Origin of the sequence: Dactylosporangium sp. NPDC048998 (genome assembly GCF_043197855.1) — a bacterium.
Classification (GTDB): Bacteria; Actinomycetota; Actinomycetes; order Mycobacteriales; family Micromonosporaceae; genus Dactylosporangium.
On the sequence record NZ_JBICTV010000009.1, the window covers coordinates 125903 to 141827 of the forward strand.

A 15925-nucleotide genomic window follows, 5' to 3' on the forward strand; every position below is an offset into this window, starting at 1 on the left:
TGGCGGTCAGCAGCAGCTCGTCGCCGGCCGGAGGGCCGAGAGTGTCGTTGACGTCCTTGAACCCGTCGAGGTCGACGATGAGCAGCCCGACCTCACCGGAGGCGTCGCCGGCCGACCTACTCAAAGCCGCCGACGTCCCACGCACCCTGGTCGCCCTCTACACCGACGAACGGCTCCAGCTCATGGCCGTGATCGGGATGGACTTCGAACTCACCGCCTATGCCGGCGCGGCGATCGGGTTGATCCCGCCGGGCGGCGCGGAGGCGTGCATCGAGGACAACGAGATCTCGAAAATGATCGGCGAAAACGCCATCGAGGTGTGCAACATCCTCGCCGGGCTGATCAACAGGGAGGGCGCGCCGCGGGTCAAGCTGCACCAGACCTTCCTGCCCGGCGGCGGACCGCCGGCCGACGCGGTGAACCACCTGCTCGCCCTGGGGCGGCGGCTCGATCTCAAGGTGGACGTTTCCGGGTACGGCGGCGGCAAGGTCTCGCTCGCGCTGGCCGGTTGACGTTGGTGCCCGGAAAATGTCGTATTTTTCGGGCGCCACACCGGCAAGATCCAGGTCCGCATGGTTGTGTGGGCGACATCGTGCAAAAAATTGCGTAGTCATGCACTACGCTTGCGGGCATGACTCGACGACTCGCTGAGGTGGCGAAGTACGCCGGCGTGAGCGAGGCGACCGTGAGTCGGGTGCTCAACGGCAAGCCGGGCATCTCCGACGCTACCCGCACCGCGGTGCTCACCGCGCTCGACGTGCTGGGCTACGAGCGGCCAACCAAGCTTCGCGGCGAGCGGGCCCGCCTCGTCGGCCTCGTGCTGCCGGAACTGCAAAACCCGATCTTCCCGGCCTTCGCCGAAGTGGTCGCCGGGGCGCTGTCCAAGCGCGGCTTCACCCCGGTGCTGTGCACCCGGACCGCGGACGGCGTCTCCGAGGCCGACTACGTCGAGATGCTGCTGGACCAGCACGTCTCCGGCATCATCTTCTGCGGCGGCCTGTATCACCAGGCGGCTGCGGAGCACGAGCACTACCACCGGCTGCACGACCGCGGGCTGCCCGCGGTGCTGGTCAATGCCGCCATCGACGACCTCGGCTTCCCCCGCGTGTCGGTCGACGACGGGCACGCCGTGGACCAGGCGTTCAACCATCTCAGCTCGCTGGGGCACAAGCGGATCGGGCTGATCCTCGGCCCCGCCGACCACGCGCCATCCAACCGCAAGCTGGCCGCGTTCCAGGCCGCCGCCGCGCTGTCGGGCACGGTCAACGTGGACGACGTCGAGCGGGTCATCTTCTCGATGGAGGGCGGGCGCGCGGGCGCCACGCGGCTGATCAAGCACGGCGTCACCGGCATCATCTGCGCCTCCGACGTCCAGGCCCTCGGCGCGATCCGGGCGGCCCGCCGGCTCGGCCGCGAGGTCCCCGACGACGTGTCCGTGGTCGGCTTCGACGACTCGCTGTTCATGAACTGCACCGACCCGCCGCTGACCACGGTCCGCCAGCCCATCCAGGCGATGGGCCAGGCGGCGGTGACGCTGCTGGTCAGCCAGGTGGCCGGCACGCTGGTGCCGACCGAGGAGATGCTCTTCGAGCCCGAGCTGGTCGTGCGCGGCTCCACCGGCGCGCTGCAGGAGGCCCGGGCGACCACCGCCGCGTAACCCCGAAACCACGCAAGACCCGAGAGCGCCACGACTTCTGCGCGAAGTCGTGGCGCTCTTTGCAACTCTTGCGCAATCCGCTTGCCGTCGCCCGTCGGCGACGGAGACCACACCCGTCGGTAGCCGTGCGCTCGCTTTCCGGCGCCGACCTCGGCCGCAGGGGCCCGGACGCTGCGTGTTATCGGCCGATTCCATGCAAGTTGCGGGTCCGTGGGAGCGCGCCCGTGCAAACGGGTGCCAGAAGATCATTAAAATTTTGCAACGAGCCATGGACTTCTTGTGCAGCGTGAGCCTAATCTCTTGCCTACGCCAGGCCGAAACCCTGACGCGATGCCACGGAAACCGATCAGTAACGCGCCTGAAGCAACCCGGCAGCCGAGGCCAGGCTGCGCCACCCGTGCGGAGCGGTCCAGGTTTGGACGCCCCAGACCGGCCTCGCACGGCTCCTACAACGGAAGGAATCCATTGCGAGCGATCGCCGACTCGTACGAGGAGCCGCGCGTCCTCGTCGGCGCGCCCGCCACGTGGGTCCTGTCCAACCACGACGTCACACGACCGGTCACTCGCTATGGACGCGAGGACACCGCCGCCGTCTGGCTCCGGCTCTGACGGCTGGTCCCTCGCCCCGACGGTTCCCTCCATTCGATCCATCAGGTCCGGATGTCTACACACCCCAACAAGGAGCGACGATGAAGTACTCACGTACCACGCGGGCATTAGCCTTCGTGGGTGCGCTCGCGCTCGGCGGCACGCTCGTCGCGTGCTCCTCGAGCGACAACAGCAGCGCCGACTCGAGTTCGACGACGCTCGACCCGAACACCAAGGTCACGCTCAACGTCGTGGGTCTGCTTCCCGGCGCCAAGCCCGAGGCGCAGCAGGCGCTCGCGGACGAGGTGACGGACTTCCAGAAGGAAAACCCGAACATCACGGTCAAGACGCACGACTACGAGTGGAAGGCCACCACGTTCGCGGCCGACCTCGCCGGTGGCACGCTGCCGACGGTGTTCGAGATCCCCTTCACCGACGCGAAGACGCTGATCGCGAACCAGCAGGTCTCTGACATGCAGACCTACCTCGGCCAGCTCTCGTACGCGTCGAACTTCAACAAGAACCTGCTGCAGTACGGCCAGGGCTCGGACGGTCACGTCTACGCCATCCCCGCGAAGAGCATCTACGCGGTCGGCCTGCACTACAACCGCGACCTGTTCACCCAGGCCGGCCTCGACCCGAACAAGCCGCCGACCACCTGGGACGAGGTCCGCACGGCCGCCAAGGCCATCGCGGACAAGACCGGTCAGGCCGGCTTCGCCCAGATGTCCAAGGACGCGACCGGCGGCTGGCAGCTGACGGTCGACACCTACGCCCGCGGCGGCCGGGTGGAGGACGGCAAGAAGGCCACGCTCACGAACGACGGGACCAAGGCCGCGCTGCAGTTCCTGAAGGACCTGCGCTGGACCGACAACTCCATGGGCGCGAACTTCAACTACGACTGGTCGGGCATCAACCAGGCGTTCGCCGCTGGCAAGATCGGCATGTACACCTCGGGCCAGGACGTCTACACGAGCCTGGTGCAGACGAACAACATCGACCCGAAGACGTACGGCCTGACGATGATCCCGCTCTCGGGCAGTGACTCCGGTGTGCTCGGCGGTGGCACCATGGCGGCCGTGTCCAGCAAGGCCACCAACAACGACAAGGCCGCGGCGATCAAGTGGATTGACTACCACTACCTGCGCAAGTACACCAAGCAGGACGCCGCCGCGAAGGCCGCGCAGATTCAGATCGCGAGCAAGCAGCCCGTCGGTACCCCCGAGCTGCCGATCTTCTCCCAGTCGCAGTACCAGCAGTACCAGGACTGGATCAAGTCCTACGTCAACGTGCCGCTGGACCAGATGACCACGTTCACCACCAAGGTCTTCGACGCCAAGCTCGTCAACGAGCCGGCCGTCGCCACCCAGGACGTCTACAAGTCGCTCGATACGGTGGTGCAGGCCGTCCTGACGAACAAGGACGCCAACATCGACCAGCTGCTCACCGAGGCCAACACGAAGGCGCAGCGCGCCATCGACGCGGCCGGCTGACGCTCACCGCATCAACAAACCCGCAAGGTGTGGGCCGCCGGTAGACCGGCGGCCCACACCGGGGGCCTCTGCCCCGAAACCAGGACGAGGAGTGATGTGCCGTGAGTGCTTCGGGCGCCCTGCGGCAGACCGGCGACGCCGCCGTCGCCGGGGGCAACCACAACCCGGGGACGGGCAGGCCCCAGGGCGGGCGGGTCCGCCGGCGCAACCCGGCGACCTGGGTCCAGCGCGGTGGGCTGAGCTCGGTCGTGTTCGCGCTCCCGCTCCTGGTCGTCTTCGGAGTCTTCTCGTGGTGGCCGATCGTGCGATCGGTCGTCATGAGCTTTCAGAAGACCAACCTCGTCGGGGACCCGAGGTGGGTCGGCTGGCACAACTTCCAGTACGTGCTCACCGATCCCGACCTGCCCACGGCGATCCGCAACACCCTCTACTTCGCGCTGCTCGCCCTCGTGATCGGCTTCCCGATCCCGCTCGTCACGGCGGTGCTCATCAGCTCGGTCAGGCGGCGCAAGGGCCTGTACTCCGTGCTCGCCTACCTCCCGGTGGTGGTGCCGCCCGTCGTCGCCGTCCTGCTGTGGAAGTTCTTCTACGACGGCTCCGCGGACGGTGTGTTCAACACGATCCTGCGCTGGGTCGGGCTCGGCCCGTACACCTGGCTGTCGAGTCCGTCGCTGGCCATGCCGTCCCTCGTCATCGAGGCGACGTGGGCCGCGGCCGGCGGGACCGTGATCATCTACCTCGCCGCGCTCATCGGCGTTCCGGACGAGCTGTACGACGCCGCCGAGGTCGACGGCGCCGGCATCTGGCGGAAGGTGTGGCACGTGACCATGCCCCAGCTGCGCGGCGTCCTGCTCATCACCTTCATCCTGCAGATCATCGGTACCGTCCAGGTGTTCCTGGAGCCCTACCTGTTCACCGATGGCGGCCCGGCGAACGCCACGCTGACGATCCTTCTCATGATCTACGACTACGCGTTCGGCAGATCCCTGGGCGGAAACTACGGTGCGGCGACGGCCCTGTCCGTCATGCTCGCCGCGTTCCTCGCGATCCTGTCACTGGTGTACTTCAAGCTCACGTCCGGCTGGAGCAAGTCGTGACCGGCCAACACGTCCCCGAGGGGAAGAGGAGCACCATGACCTTGCCGTCGACCTCCGACGTATCCGCCGCGGGTGCGCGGGGGCAGGCGCCCGACGTCGCGACTCCGGTCGGTGCGGCCAGGGTTGCGCGGCCGGGCCGCAAGCGCAGGGCATCCCAGTTCGAAGGCGGCCGCGGCTACGTTTCCAGCCAGGACTGGCGCATTCCCCGGGTCAGCGCGACCATCAAGACCCTGCATACGATTCTGCTGGTGTTGCTCCTCGTGGTCGGCGTCGGGCCGATTCTGCTCCTCGCGAAGTACGCGATCACTCCCACGCAGGACATCATCCGTACGCCACTGGCGGTCTTCCCGCACGGTGTGCGCTGGCAGAACATCACCGAGGCGTGGAACGACGTCCAGATCAGCAGGTACTTCCTCAACACGATCTGGCTCGCGGCCGGCTCGTGGTTCGTGCAGCTGCTCGTCGCGACCACGGGCGGCTACGTGTTGTCCGTCCTCCGGCCCGCCTGGGGCAAGATTGTCAACGGTCTGGTGATCGCGACCTTGTTCGTGCCGACGGTCGTGCTCCTCGTGCCGCTGTACCTCACGATCCTCAACCCGCCGGTTGTCGGTACGTCGCTCATCAACAGTTTCTTCGCCGTTTGGCTGCCGTCGGGCGCAAGCGCTTTCAACGTCGTGCTCGTGACGCGGTTCTTCGACAGCCTCCCACGTGAGGTGTTCGAGGCGGCCAAGGTCGACGGCGCCAGCTCATTCCGGCTGTTCTGGTCGGTCGTCCTGCCGATGTCCAAGCCCATCCTCGGCGTCGTGTCGGTGTTCGCGACCATCGCGAGTTGGAAGGACTTCCTGTGGCCGATGCTCGTGCTCAAGGACCCGGCCAAGCAGCCGCTGTCGGTGCGCCTGCCTGCGATCGCGTCGCAAACCGATCTGGGCGTGTTCCTCGCGTCCCTTGCGATCTCGACGCTCATCCCGGTCGTGTTCTTCCTCGCCTTCCAGCGCCTGTTCCTTTCGGGCGCCGGATTGGGAGGGGCTGTCAAGGGCTGACCTCACGACCCTTTGTCAGATGCCCGGGGACGACGGGTCCACCGGGCCCGGGCGTCACCCCCTGAATCCACCTGTCGTGTGTAGGCATTCACAGTGCGAGAAAGCAGGTTCCACGTGGCCGACCAGAACCACCAAGCATGGTGGCGCAGCGCCGCTATCTACCAGATCTACTTGCGCAGCTTCGCCGACGGCAACGGCGACGGCGTCGGCGACCTGGCGGGCCTGCGTTCTCGCCTGCCGTACCTGGCCGGCCTCGGGATCGACGCGATCTGGATCGTGCCGTGGTACCCGTCGCCGCTCGCCGACGGCGGCTACGACGTCGCCGACTTCCGGGCCATCGACCCGATCTTCGGCACCCTCGCCGAGGCCGAGAAGCTCATCGAGGAGGCCCACGCCGCGGGCATCCGGGTGATCTGCGACATCGTGCCGAACCACTGCTCCGACCAGCACGCCTGGTTTCAGCGGGCGCTCGCGGCGCCGCCCGGCTCGCCGGAGCGGGACCTGTTCTGGTTCCGCAAGGGCCGCGGCGAGCACGGCGAGCTGCCGCCGACCGACCTGCAGTCCATCTTCGGCGGGCCGGCCTGGAGCCGGGTTGCCGACGGCGAGTGGTACCTGCACCTGTTCGCGCCGGAGCAGCCGGACTTCAACTGGGACCACCCGGCCGTCCGCGAGGAGTTCGAGGACATCCTGCGGTTCTGGCTGGACCGGGGCATCGACGGCATCCGGATCGACTCCGCCGCCGTGCTCATCAAGGACCCGCTCGTCAGCGACAACTACGAGGACAACGACGGTATCCACGAGGTGTACCAGTCGTGGCGGCGCATCGCGGACACGTACAGCCCGCCGCGCGCGCTGATCGGCGAGGTGTGGCTGCCCGACCACGAGGCGTTCGCGCGCTACCTGCGCCCCGACGAGCTGCACACGGCGTTCAACTTCGCCTTCCTGGGCGCGCCGTGGGAGGCCGAGCGGCTGCGGTACGAGATCGACATGACGCTCGAGGTGCACGCGCCGGTCGCCGCGCCGGCCACCTGGGTGCTCAGCAACCACGACGTGACCCGCGAGGTGACCCGCTTCGGCCGCGAGGTGACGAACTTCGCCTTCGCCGACAAGCGCCGCAACGTGCCGTCGGACTTCGAGCTCGGCACCCGCCGGGCGCGGGCCGCCGCGCTACTGACCATGTCGCTGCCCGGCGCCTACTACCTGTACCAGGGCGAGGAACTCGGCCTGGAGGAGGTCGAGGACCTCGACGACGCGCTGCGCGAGGACCCCATGTTCCACCGCTCCGGGGGTGTCGACCCCGGCCGGGACGGCTGCCGCGTGCCGGTGCCCTGGTCGGGGTCGCAGGCGCCGTTCGGCTTCAGCCCGCCCGACGCCTCGGGCGCGCCGTGGCTGCCGCAGCCGGCGCACTGGGCCGGGCTGTCCGTCGCCGCCCAGCAGGGCGTGCCGGGCTCGTTCCTGGAGCTGTACTGCGACGCGCTGCGCATCCGGCGGGCCGAGCCGGCGCTGGGCGACGGGCCGATGCGCTGGCTCGACTCCGACCCGCAGGTGCTCGCGTTCGCCCGCGACGACTCGTTCGCCAACGTGACCAACCTGGGCACCGAGCCGGCCATCCTGCCGCCGCACCGCGAGGTGCTGCTGAGCAGCGTCCCGCTCAACGAGGACGGCACGCTCCCGCAGGACGCATCCGCCTGGATCCGGCTGGCGTAGGCGCCACTTCACGGGGTTCCGAGACGCCGGGCGGTCGCACAAGTTGGCGGGTGCGGCCGTCCGGCCTTTTCTACTCTTAACTGTTAAGAGCGGGCGGGCCCGCGAGCGTTAACTGTTAAGGCGATCCACAATCTTGAGGCGGCGCGCGTCGGCCAATAAGTTTCTCCCCAAGGAGAATGACTTCCTTGTGGAGGCGGCACATGCGTTCCACCCTGACCGTCGCGGCGACATCCCAGCCGTTCCGATGGTGACGCCGGGTTTTTCCGGGAACAGAGGCGGGGCGCTGGCCACACCGGCGCCCCGTTGTTCTTCCCTACCGTCCAAGGTGTTGCGATCGACCCTGTCCAAGGTGCTGTGAGCAGCGCAAACTACTCCCAGTCCCACCGAAGTCCATAGCGGCCGGGGCCATAGTCAAGGGCGATCGCGTGGACCGAGTGGCCCACGTCGACCTCCATTGACGTGACCTGTTCGTCTTGGCCGTCCATCTGCTGATACTGATAGACGGCCCGCGGTAAGGCGGCGGGGTCGAAACAGACCTCGACGACGTATTCGCGGACCGGAAGCCGGAACTTGCGCTCGTACTGCGTCGCCAGTGGAAATGGCGGATAATTGTCCAGCGCGTGTTCGGTGATCACCGTCTCACCCTTGGCGAGCGGCCGGTCGAACAGCAACTCGGCCAGCAACAGGCCGCTCTCCGGGTGCTCCACGATCCGGCCCAGGCGGCAGTTGCGCACCGGCGTGAGGAGCGGGAGCGGGTTGCCCGGCACGTCCAGGCGGATGATCGCCACATAGCGGTCCGGCCCGTCGGCCTCCGCCCGCAGCACCTGGCGCACGAGGAACGACACCTCGCCCCGGTCGGGGCCGACGTTGACGCGGTCGTGCTGGCTCAGACGGGTCAGCCGCGCGTCCCAGCGGGTGTCGATGCCCTGCGCCAGGTCGACGATGAGGGCGCGCTCCGACCAGAAAGCGCCCAGCTCAGGGTTGTCCGCACTCTTGTGCAGGTGCCGGCCCCGCGGCCGCGGCGGCCCGACCAGCGCCGCGAGCGAGCCGGGCTCGACCTCGAGGATCTTCTCGAGCTCCGCCAGGGCCGCCAGCGACTCGCGCCGCTCCGGCCGGCTGCGCCCCGTCTGCCAATAACTCAGCGTGGCGAGGCTCACCGAATAGCCCTCGGCGCGCAACCGCTCCTGGATGCGTTCCAACCCCAGACCACGTGCCTGGATTGCGTCCCGTAGCGCGCCAGCGAAGTCGACCATCAGCCCCCCGGGAGCCATCCTCGCGGTCCGGGCGGCGCGCACGCAAGCGCACGTTTGCGCGGAGTCCGATTCGGTTATCCCGACCGCATGGGCGAGCGACGGTACACCGAGAGTGTCATCTATTGCCTGGACGTCGAGACGTTCCAGGACTCCGACGGCGATGGCATCGGCGACTTTCAAGGTCTCATCGGCCGCCTCGACTACCTGACCAGGCTCGCAGTCAACTGCCTGTGGCTGAATCCGATCCACCCGACCCCAGGCGGGACGACGGATATGACGCCACCGACTTCTACGACGTCGATCCCCGCTGGGCTCGCTGGGGGACTTCGCGGAACCGCTCCCACCAGGCGGCCAACCGCGGCATCGAGGTCATCATCGATCTTGTGGTGAACCACACCTCCGGCCAGCATCCGTGGTTCCAGTCGGCGGTGGCGTCGCGCCGCCCTATCGCGCCTGGTGCTTCTGGTCGGACCGCGAGCCGGCCGACCGCCATCAGGGCATGGTGTTCGCTGGGCCTACGGGTACCAGCTGGATCAGGCTTCGGCGGGAGCACGCACAGCGGGGATCCGTGCCGGCGCCACCGGCCGCCCGAAGTGCCAGCCCTGGCCCAGGTCGCAGCCCAGGGCGGCGAGCCGGGCGGCCTGGTCGGCGGTCTCGATCCCCTCGGCGGTGACCGTCATCTGCAGTGTGTGCGCCAGCCGGATGACGGTCTCGACGATCTGCTCGTCGACGTGGTCGCTCTCCAGCTTGCGGATGCCGGCCATGAACGCGCCCGCGAGCTTCAGCCCGTGCACCGGCAGGTGGCGCAGGTAGGCCAGGTTGGAGTAGCCGATGCCGAAGTCGTCGATGACGATGCGCACGCCGAGGTCGGCGATGGTGCGCAGGGTCTGCACCGGCCGCCCGGTCGACTGCATGAGCACCGTCTCGGTCAGCTCCAGCTGCAGGTTGGCCGGCTCCAGCCCGGAGTCGGCCAGCGCGTGCCGCACGTCGTCGAGCAGCCGCGGGTCGGTGCACTGGCGGGGCGAGACGTTCACGCTGACCAGCAGCGGGGTGCCGGGGTGACTGCGCTGCCACGCGGCGGCCGCCATGCACGACTCGCGCAGCACCCACCGGCCCAGCGGCAGGATCATGCCGGACTGCTCGGCGACCGGGATGAACGTGTTGGGCGACACCGTGCCGAGATCCGGGTGCCGCCAGCGCAGCAGCGCCTCCGCGCCGCGCAGGCGGTTGTCCTGCAGGGCCACGAGCGGCTGGTACACCAGCTCGAACTCGCCGCGGTCCAGGGCGCCCAAGAGCCTTCCCGTGAGGCCGTACTGCAGCAGCTGCTGGGCGTTGCGCTGCTCGTCGAAGACCGCGTAGCGGGCCCGCCCGTCGGCCTTGGCGAGGTAGAGCGTGGCGTCGGCGGCGCGCAGCAGCTCCTCCGGCTCGGCGCCGCGGGCCGCCTGCTCGACGATGCCGATGCTGGCCGACACCGCGAGCTCGTGCCCGTCGAGGCGGACCGGCTTGTTGAGCTCGGCGAGCATCGCCTCGGCCAGCTCGGTCAGCTCGTCGGGGCCCTTGGTGTCGCGCACGACGACCACGAACTCGTCGCCGCCGACCCGCGCCACGAAGTGCCCGGCGTCGATCACGCACGACCGCAGCCGGTCGGCCAGGGCGACGAGCAGCTGGTCGCCGAACCCGTGCCCGAGCGTGTCGTTGATGGTCTTGAACTCGTCGAGGTCGACGAAGCACACCCCGACGCGGGCGCCGTCCTCGGCCTCGCGCAGCGCCTCGGCGAGGTGGCCGTAGAGCAGCACACGATTGGGCAGGCCGGTGAGCGGGTCGTGGTGCGCCTGGTGGTGCAGCTCGCGCTGGAGGCTGTCCTCGGCGTCGCTGAGCGCCCGCGACCAGGCGCGGCGGATGCGCTCCTGGTCGTCGAGGACCTTCTGCCGGCTCGCCCGGGCGAACCCGGCCGCGAACGCGCCGATCAGCTCGCCGTCGGCGGACGGCAGCTGGAACAGCACGCCGATCGAGCGCCGCAGCGCCTCGGGGCTGTTGATCCCGACGGCGACCAGGGCGGCACCGGCGGCGTCGCCGGCCCGCGGGTCTCCCGTGCGCAGCGCGGCGGTCTGCTGCTCGAAGAAGCGCTGCAGGGCCTCGGCGCTCAGGTCGAGGAAGTTGGTCTGCCGCACGGCGGAGACCCACTGGCGGGCGAGGTGCGACAGCGCAGGATCGATGACGGCATCGTCCCGGCCGTCGGCGCCCGCCACCGAATCACCCCCGGCGCAGATTACTGCACCGCGGGCTCCGGAAGAATCGACGCTCAGTGCCGGTCTGGTGCCGGTTCCGTGAGCCCGTCGACGAAACCTGGTCAGGAGCTGCGCGAACGTGGCCCGCTCGGCCGCCGTCGAGTGCTCGGTGGCCGCGCGAACCGCCCCGGCGGGAGCGGTGGACGCGCTCGTAGAGTTTCCGGCCGGCCACGGTGCGTACCGGCAGCCCGCGCCGCCGTCAGCTGGTGCTCACGGCGGCGCGCGAGATCGAGCCCAGCGTGCGGGCGGTCAGAAGGCCGTCGCCCAGGCCGAGCTCGATGAGGTCGTCGAAGACGCGCTGGTCGCGGTCGGCGGCGTGTACGGCCGCGTCCACGATCCAGCGTCGCGAGCTCAGCGCCGCAGCCACGCGGGAATGGCGCAGGTGCCGCCCCAGCCGGTCGCGCAGCGCCGCGCGGTAGCGGCCGGCGGGGGAGTGCCCGTGCGCGGCGGCCGCGCCGGCCAGCGCGCCCGATAGCACCGCGTAGAAGATGCCCTCGCCGGTGAACGGGTTGATCAGCGACAGCGCGTCGCCGGCCAGCAGCAGGCGCCCCTGCGCGGGCGGTGGCCGGTGGGTCGACAGCGGCAGGTGGTGGGCGCGCAGCTCGGTGGCGGCGGCGGTGTTCACGTCGGGCAGGAGGGCCGCCAGCCGGTCCAGCAGGTGGGCCCGGGTGAGCGCGCGGCCGCGGAGCACCTCGCCGTAGCCGACGTTCGCCCGCCCGTCGCCGATCGGGAACGCCCACGCGTAGGCGGGCCAGCCCGCCGCCGTGGTCACGATCCGCTGCTCGGGCGGGAGGCCGGGCGCGGGCGCGTATCCGCGGATCGCGAGCGCCAGGTGCCCGGGCCCGTTCGGGGCGTGCCCGAGGGCCTTGCGGACCAGCGAGTACGCGCCGTCCGCCCCGACGACCGCCCCCGCGCGGATCTCGCCGTCCAGCACCGCGTGGTCGCCCCGGTCCTCGACCCGGCGCACGGTGTGCCGCCGCAGCACCGCGCCCGCGCGCACCGCCGCGTCCACGAGCCGCCGGTCGAAGACCGTCCGGGGGATGGTGTACGCCGCACGCGCATGCCGCCGCGCGACCGCGCCCCCGCCGGGCCCGACGAGCCGCAGGGCGGGCACCGGGGCGTACCCGTCGGCGAGCCCGGTGACGCCGAGCTCCGCCGCCACGTCGAGCGCGTGCGGCGCGATCCCGTCCCCGCACGGCTTGTCGCGCGGGAACGCGGCCCGGTCAAGCAGCAGCACGCCGGCCCCGGCCCGCCGCGCGGCGAGCGCCGCGGCGGCCCCGGCCGGGCCGGCCCCGACCACCACGACGTCGAACCGGTCGCCGTCGGCATCCATGCCCACGAGCCTGCCACCCGCGCCGCGCCCCCGCACCCCACCGCCCGATGCCCGCGCCCGGGCCGTTGGCGGAAACGCCCGGCCGTCCGTCCGATCGGGGGCCGCACAGACGGGTGACAGGACCATCCGTTAGCGGACGACGGGGAACGCACGGTGGTTCCAGGGGGAGTGGGCGCTCGAAGCCGGCGTAGAGCGCCGGCGACGCGATCACCAACGCCACGAACAGCGTCGAGAACCGCGCCACGCCCAGCACGTCAGCCGCCCACCAGGCTCAGCCGCTCGCAGAGCATCGCGGCCCACTGGTACGGCGTCGACGGCCGCCCGTCCAGCAGCGCCACCGGCAAGCGCAGCGACAGCGGGCTGGCCGGGTCGCCGCTGGAGCCGGTGCCGCGCAGGCAGATCGCGTCCACGCGGCGCAGGCCCTGCAGGTGGTGCGCGACGTCCGGCGCCTTGCGGCTGGCGTCGACGACGACTCAGACCGCGACCGGGCGTACCGCCTCGACGATGGCCGCCGCCCAGTTCGACTCGTCCAGCGCCGCCTCGACCGCGACCACGCTCGGCGCGTCGGACTTGCGCAGCTTCTTGGCCCACAGGCGGGCGTCGTGCGGGCCGGTGATGCGCCGCTTGCCCTCGATGCCCGCGGCGGCCGCAGCCGGCGAGGAAGCCGGGCGTCTGGATGTTGGCGATGTTGTCGGCGATCACCCGTTGCCGCTTGGCCAGCCCGTCCAGGGCGCCGTGCAGGGTGACCGACGTGATGTCCTCGAGCACGAACCGAACTCCCGTCCGTGTGCCGCCGGTCCATGGCGTGCGCGATGAGCGATCCTTGCTCATTTGGGGCATCGGCCCGGTCGCGGCGTTGTTGAGGCAGTTCGGTGGTTTCTTCGGTTGCCGCTGGGTTGCAGGCCGGTGGCTTCGGGTGATGACGGGTGGCCCAAATACTCAGGGATATCCCGGGTTCGTGGATCCGGGTGCGGGCGGGGTGCAGCCCGGATGTCCGCGAGGCCGCCGATCCATAGCGTTTTCGGCGTGGAGAAGAGACCGATCACCGTTCGGGTCGCGCGCTGGAGTGCCGAGCATCCGTGGCGCGCCATTGCATTGTGGGTCGTGTTCGTCGCCTTCTGTTTCGTCGGCGGGAGCATGGCGGGGACCGTCGAAGCCACCAATCGCGACCAGGCCATCGGGGAGTCCGGCCGGTCCGGCGTCATCGTCGACGACGGGCACTTCGACAACCCGGCGACCGAGAGCGTGCTCATCACCGCCCGCTCCGGCGCCCTGGACACCGACGCCGCGATGCGCGCGGCCACCGACGTCACCGCCGCGATGAAGGCGCTGCCGGAGGTCGAGGCGGTCAGCGACCCGCTGCCGTCGCACGACAAGACCGCCCTGCTGGTGCGGGTCACCTTGAAGGGCGACCCGGACACCGCGCAGGACCGCCTCGCGCCGCTGACGAAGGCCACCGCCGACGTGCAGAGCCGCCACCCGGACCTGCGGGTGGAGGAGACCGGCGGGCCGTCGATCTCCAAGGCGATGGACGACACGCTGGGCAAGGACTTCAAGCGGGCCGAGTACCTCAGCCTGCCGGTCACCTTCGCGATCCTCATCGTGGCCTTCGGCGCGCTCATTGCCGCCGGCGTGCCGGTGCTGCTGGCCCTGTCCTCGGTCGCCGCCGCGCTCGGCCTGTCCACCCTGGCCTCGCACCTGGTCCCGTCGACCGACACCACCTCCAGCGTCATCCTGCTGATCGGCATGGCCGTCGGCGTCGACTACTCGCTGTTCTACCTGCGCCGCGAGCGCGAGGAGCGGGCGAAGGGCCGGGCCCATCTCGACGCTGTCGAGATCGCCGCCGAGACCTCCGGGCACGCCGTCGTCGTCTCCGGCATCGCCGTGACGATCGCGATGGCCGGGCTGTTCCTCGCCGGCGACGTGGTCTTCTCGTCCCTGGCGCTGGGCTCGATCCTGGTCGTGCTGGTCGCCGTGCTCGGCTCGCTGACCGTGCTGCCGGCGCTGCTGTCCAAGCTCGGCCGCTGGATCGACCGGCCGCGCGTGCCGCTGCTGTGGCGCCTCACCCGCCCGCGCACCGACGAGCAGGGTTCCAAGGTCTGGTCGGTCCTGCTGCGCCCCGCGCTGCGCCGGCCCGCCGCGACCCTGGCGGTCTCGGTGCTGGCCCTGCTGGCGCTCGCCGCGCCCGCGCTGAGCATGCGGCTCACGTTCCCCGGCATGGAGGACCTGCCGCGCGGCACGCCGGCGATGCAGGCGTACGACCGGCTGGTGAAGGCCTTCCCGAGCAACGGCACGGTGCACACGGTCGCCGTTCGCGTGCCGGCCGGGCACCTCGACGCGACGAAGGCCGCGCTCACCCAGCTGGCCCAGAAGGCCGCCGCCGACCCGCTGTTCGCGCCCCTGGACCAGGAGCCGGACGTCCAGGTCTCCAAGGACGGCCGGGTCGCCGTGCTCAACGTCGCCACGCCGTTCGAGGGCCGCTCCGAGCAGGCCAAGGAGTCGCTGACCCGGCTGCGCACCCAGCTGGTGCCGCAGACGCTCGGCGCGGTGCCGGGCGCGGAGACCGCCGTCGGCGGGTTCGTCGCGGCCGACGTCGACTACGCCGACCACGTCCAGCACAAGCTGCCGCTGGTCATGGGCTTCGTGCTGGTGCTGACGTTCCTGGTCATGGCCTTCACGTTCCGCTCGGTGGTCGTCGCGCTGACCTCCATCGCGCTGAACATGCTCTCCGCCGCCGCCTCCTACGGCCTGGTGGTCCTCATCTTCCAGGGCACCTGGGCCGAGGGCATCCTGGGCTTCAAGTCCATGGACGCGGTGGTGTCCTGGCTGCCGCTGTTCCTCTTCGTCGTCCTGTTCGGCCTGTCGATGGACTACCACGTCTTCGTGGTCAGCCGGATCCGCGAGGCGGTCCGCCGGGGCCTGAGCACCCGCGAGGCCGTGGCGCAGGGCATCTCCGGCTCGGCCGGCGTGGTGACCAGCGCGGCCGTGGTGATGGTGGCGGTGTTCTCCATCTTCGCCACGCTGAGCACGATCGACATGAAGCAGCTCGGCGTCGGCCTGGCCGCGGCGATCCTGCTCGACGCGACGATCATCCGGGCGGTTGTGCTGCCCTCGCTGATGACCCTGCTGGGCAACGCCAACTGGTGGGCGCCGCGCTTCATGCGCCCCCGCCACGTGCCGGCGCACCGGGCCCGCGAGGTCAAGGGCGAGCTGGTCGCCACCCGCTGAGGTTTCCTCAGGGGTGCCGTAAGGGTGCCGATGGGGCCGGCGTGCGGAACAACACACGCCGGCCCTGTGCGGCCGTCATCCTCCCGTCGCGCGACGCCGTCGCGTACCGCCGCTGCGCCGACCTGGCCCGGCAGGTGGCCTCCCGCGGCTGGGAGGTGCTGGCGATCGAGCCGGCCTTCGTGGAGGGCACTGCCGAGGCCACCGCGCTGCGGGAGACGGGGCTGGAGCGGGGCGTGCGGCA

At 70.5% G+C, this 15925-nt stretch carries 12 protein-coding genes and 2 pseudogenes; 9 read left to right on the forward strand and 5 right to left on the reverse strand.

Annotated elements, in window-relative coordinates:
- Positions 1-77 precede the first annotated feature (77 nt).
- The 7 genes from ACGFI8_RS22310 to ACGFI8_RS22340 all read left to right on the forward strand — a co-directional run bounded on the left by ACGFI8_RS22310 (position 78) and on the right by ACGFI8_RS22340 (position 7582).
- Positions 78-512, forward strand: coding sequence for a hypothetical protein (locus ACGFI8_RS22310; protein ID WP_392807836.1), 435 nt, complete (start codon positions 78-80; stop codon positions 510-512).
- A 119-nt stretch (positions 513-631) separates the two neighbouring features.
- Positions 632-1657, forward strand: a complete 1026-nt coding sequence (locus ACGFI8_RS22315) for a LacI family DNA-binding transcriptional regulator (RefSeq protein WP_392807529.1) — start codon at positions 632-634, stop codon at positions 1655-1657.
- A 465-nt stretch (positions 1658-2122) separates the two neighbouring features.
- Positions 2123-2266 carry a hypothetical protein gene (locus tag ACGFI8_RS22320; protein WP_392807838.1) on the forward strand — a complete coding sequence of 48 codons (144 nt, stop codon included), beginning with the start codon at positions 2123-2125 and terminating at the stop codon, positions 2264-2266.
- 80 nt (positions 2267-2346) lie between these two features.
- Entirely contained in the window at positions 2347-3738 is a 1392-nt protein-coding gene (locus ACGFI8_RS22325; RefSeq protein WP_392807530.1) for an ABC transporter substrate-binding protein, read from the forward strand.
- A 101-nt stretch (positions 3739-3839) separates the two neighbouring features.
- On the forward strand, positions 3840-4835 hold the full coding sequence (locus tag ACGFI8_RS22330; RefSeq protein ID WP_392807532.1) for a carbohydrate ABC transporter permease: 996 nt from the start codon (positions 3840-3842) through the stop codon (positions 4833-4835).
- Between the two features lie 35 nt (positions 4836-4870).
- On the forward strand, positions 4871-5875 hold the full coding sequence (locus tag ACGFI8_RS22335; RefSeq protein ID WP_392807534.1) for a carbohydrate ABC transporter permease: 1005 nt from the start codon (positions 4871-4873) through the stop codon (positions 5873-5875).
- Between the two features lie 114 nt (positions 5876-5989).
- Entirely contained in the window at positions 5990-7582 is a 1593-nt protein-coding gene (locus ACGFI8_RS22340; RefSeq protein ID WP_392807536.1) for a glycoside hydrolase family 13 protein, read from the forward strand.
- Positions 7583-7950: 368 nt separating this feature from the next.
- Here the strand turns inward: ACGFI8_RS22340 and ACGFI8_RS22345 are convergent, their stop codons facing one another.
- Positions 7951-9084, reverse strand: a complete 1134-nt coding sequence (locus ACGFI8_RS22345; RefSeq protein WP_392807538.1) for a multiprotein-bridging factor 1 family protein — start codon at positions 9082-9084, stop codon at positions 7951-7953.
- Between ACGFI8_RS22345 and ACGFI8_RS22350 the strand changes: the two are divergent.
- A pseudogene (locus tag ACGFI8_RS22350) lies at positions 9064-9215 on the forward strand (alpha-amylase family glycosyl hydrolase); the annotation flags it as partial. The gene ACGFI8_RS22345 and the pseudogene ACGFI8_RS22350 overlap by 21 nt on opposite strands.
- A 153-nt stretch (positions 9216-9368) precedes the next feature.
- Here the strand turns inward: ACGFI8_RS22350 and ACGFI8_RS22355 are convergent.
- From ACGFI8_RS22355 to ACGFI8_RS22370, 4 genes and pseudogenes are all read right to left on the reverse strand, one after another.
- Entirely contained in the window at positions 9369-11084 is a 1716-nt protein-coding gene (locus tag ACGFI8_RS22355; RefSeq protein WP_392807540.1) for a putative bifunctional diguanylate cyclase/phosphodiesterase, read from the reverse strand.
- 238 nt (positions 11085-11322) lie between these two features.
- Entirely contained in the window at positions 11323-12456 is a 1134-nt protein-coding gene (locus ACGFI8_RS22360; RefSeq protein WP_392807542.1) for a geranylgeranyl reductase family protein, read from the reverse strand.
- A gap of 254 nt (positions 12457-12710) precedes the next feature.
- Positions 12711-12866 carry a hypothetical protein gene (locus ACGFI8_RS22365; protein WP_392807840.1) on the reverse strand — a complete coding sequence of 52 codons (156 nt, stop codon included), beginning with the start codon at positions 12864-12866 and terminating at the stop codon, positions 12711-12713.
- A gap of 259 nt (positions 12867-13125) precedes the next feature.
- Positions 13126-13296, reverse strand: a pseudogene (locus ACGFI8_RS22370) (hypothetical protein); the annotation flags it as partial.
- Positions 13297-13482: 186 nt separating this feature from the next.
- Between ACGFI8_RS22370 and ACGFI8_RS22375 the strand changes: the two are divergent.
- Positions 13483-15684: an MMPL family transporter gene (locus ACGFI8_RS22375; RefSeq protein ID WP_392807544.1), complete on the forward strand. Its 2202-nt coding sequence runs from the start codon at positions 13483-13485 to the stop codon at positions 15682-15684.
- Positions 15685-15925 lie beyond the last annotated feature (241 nt).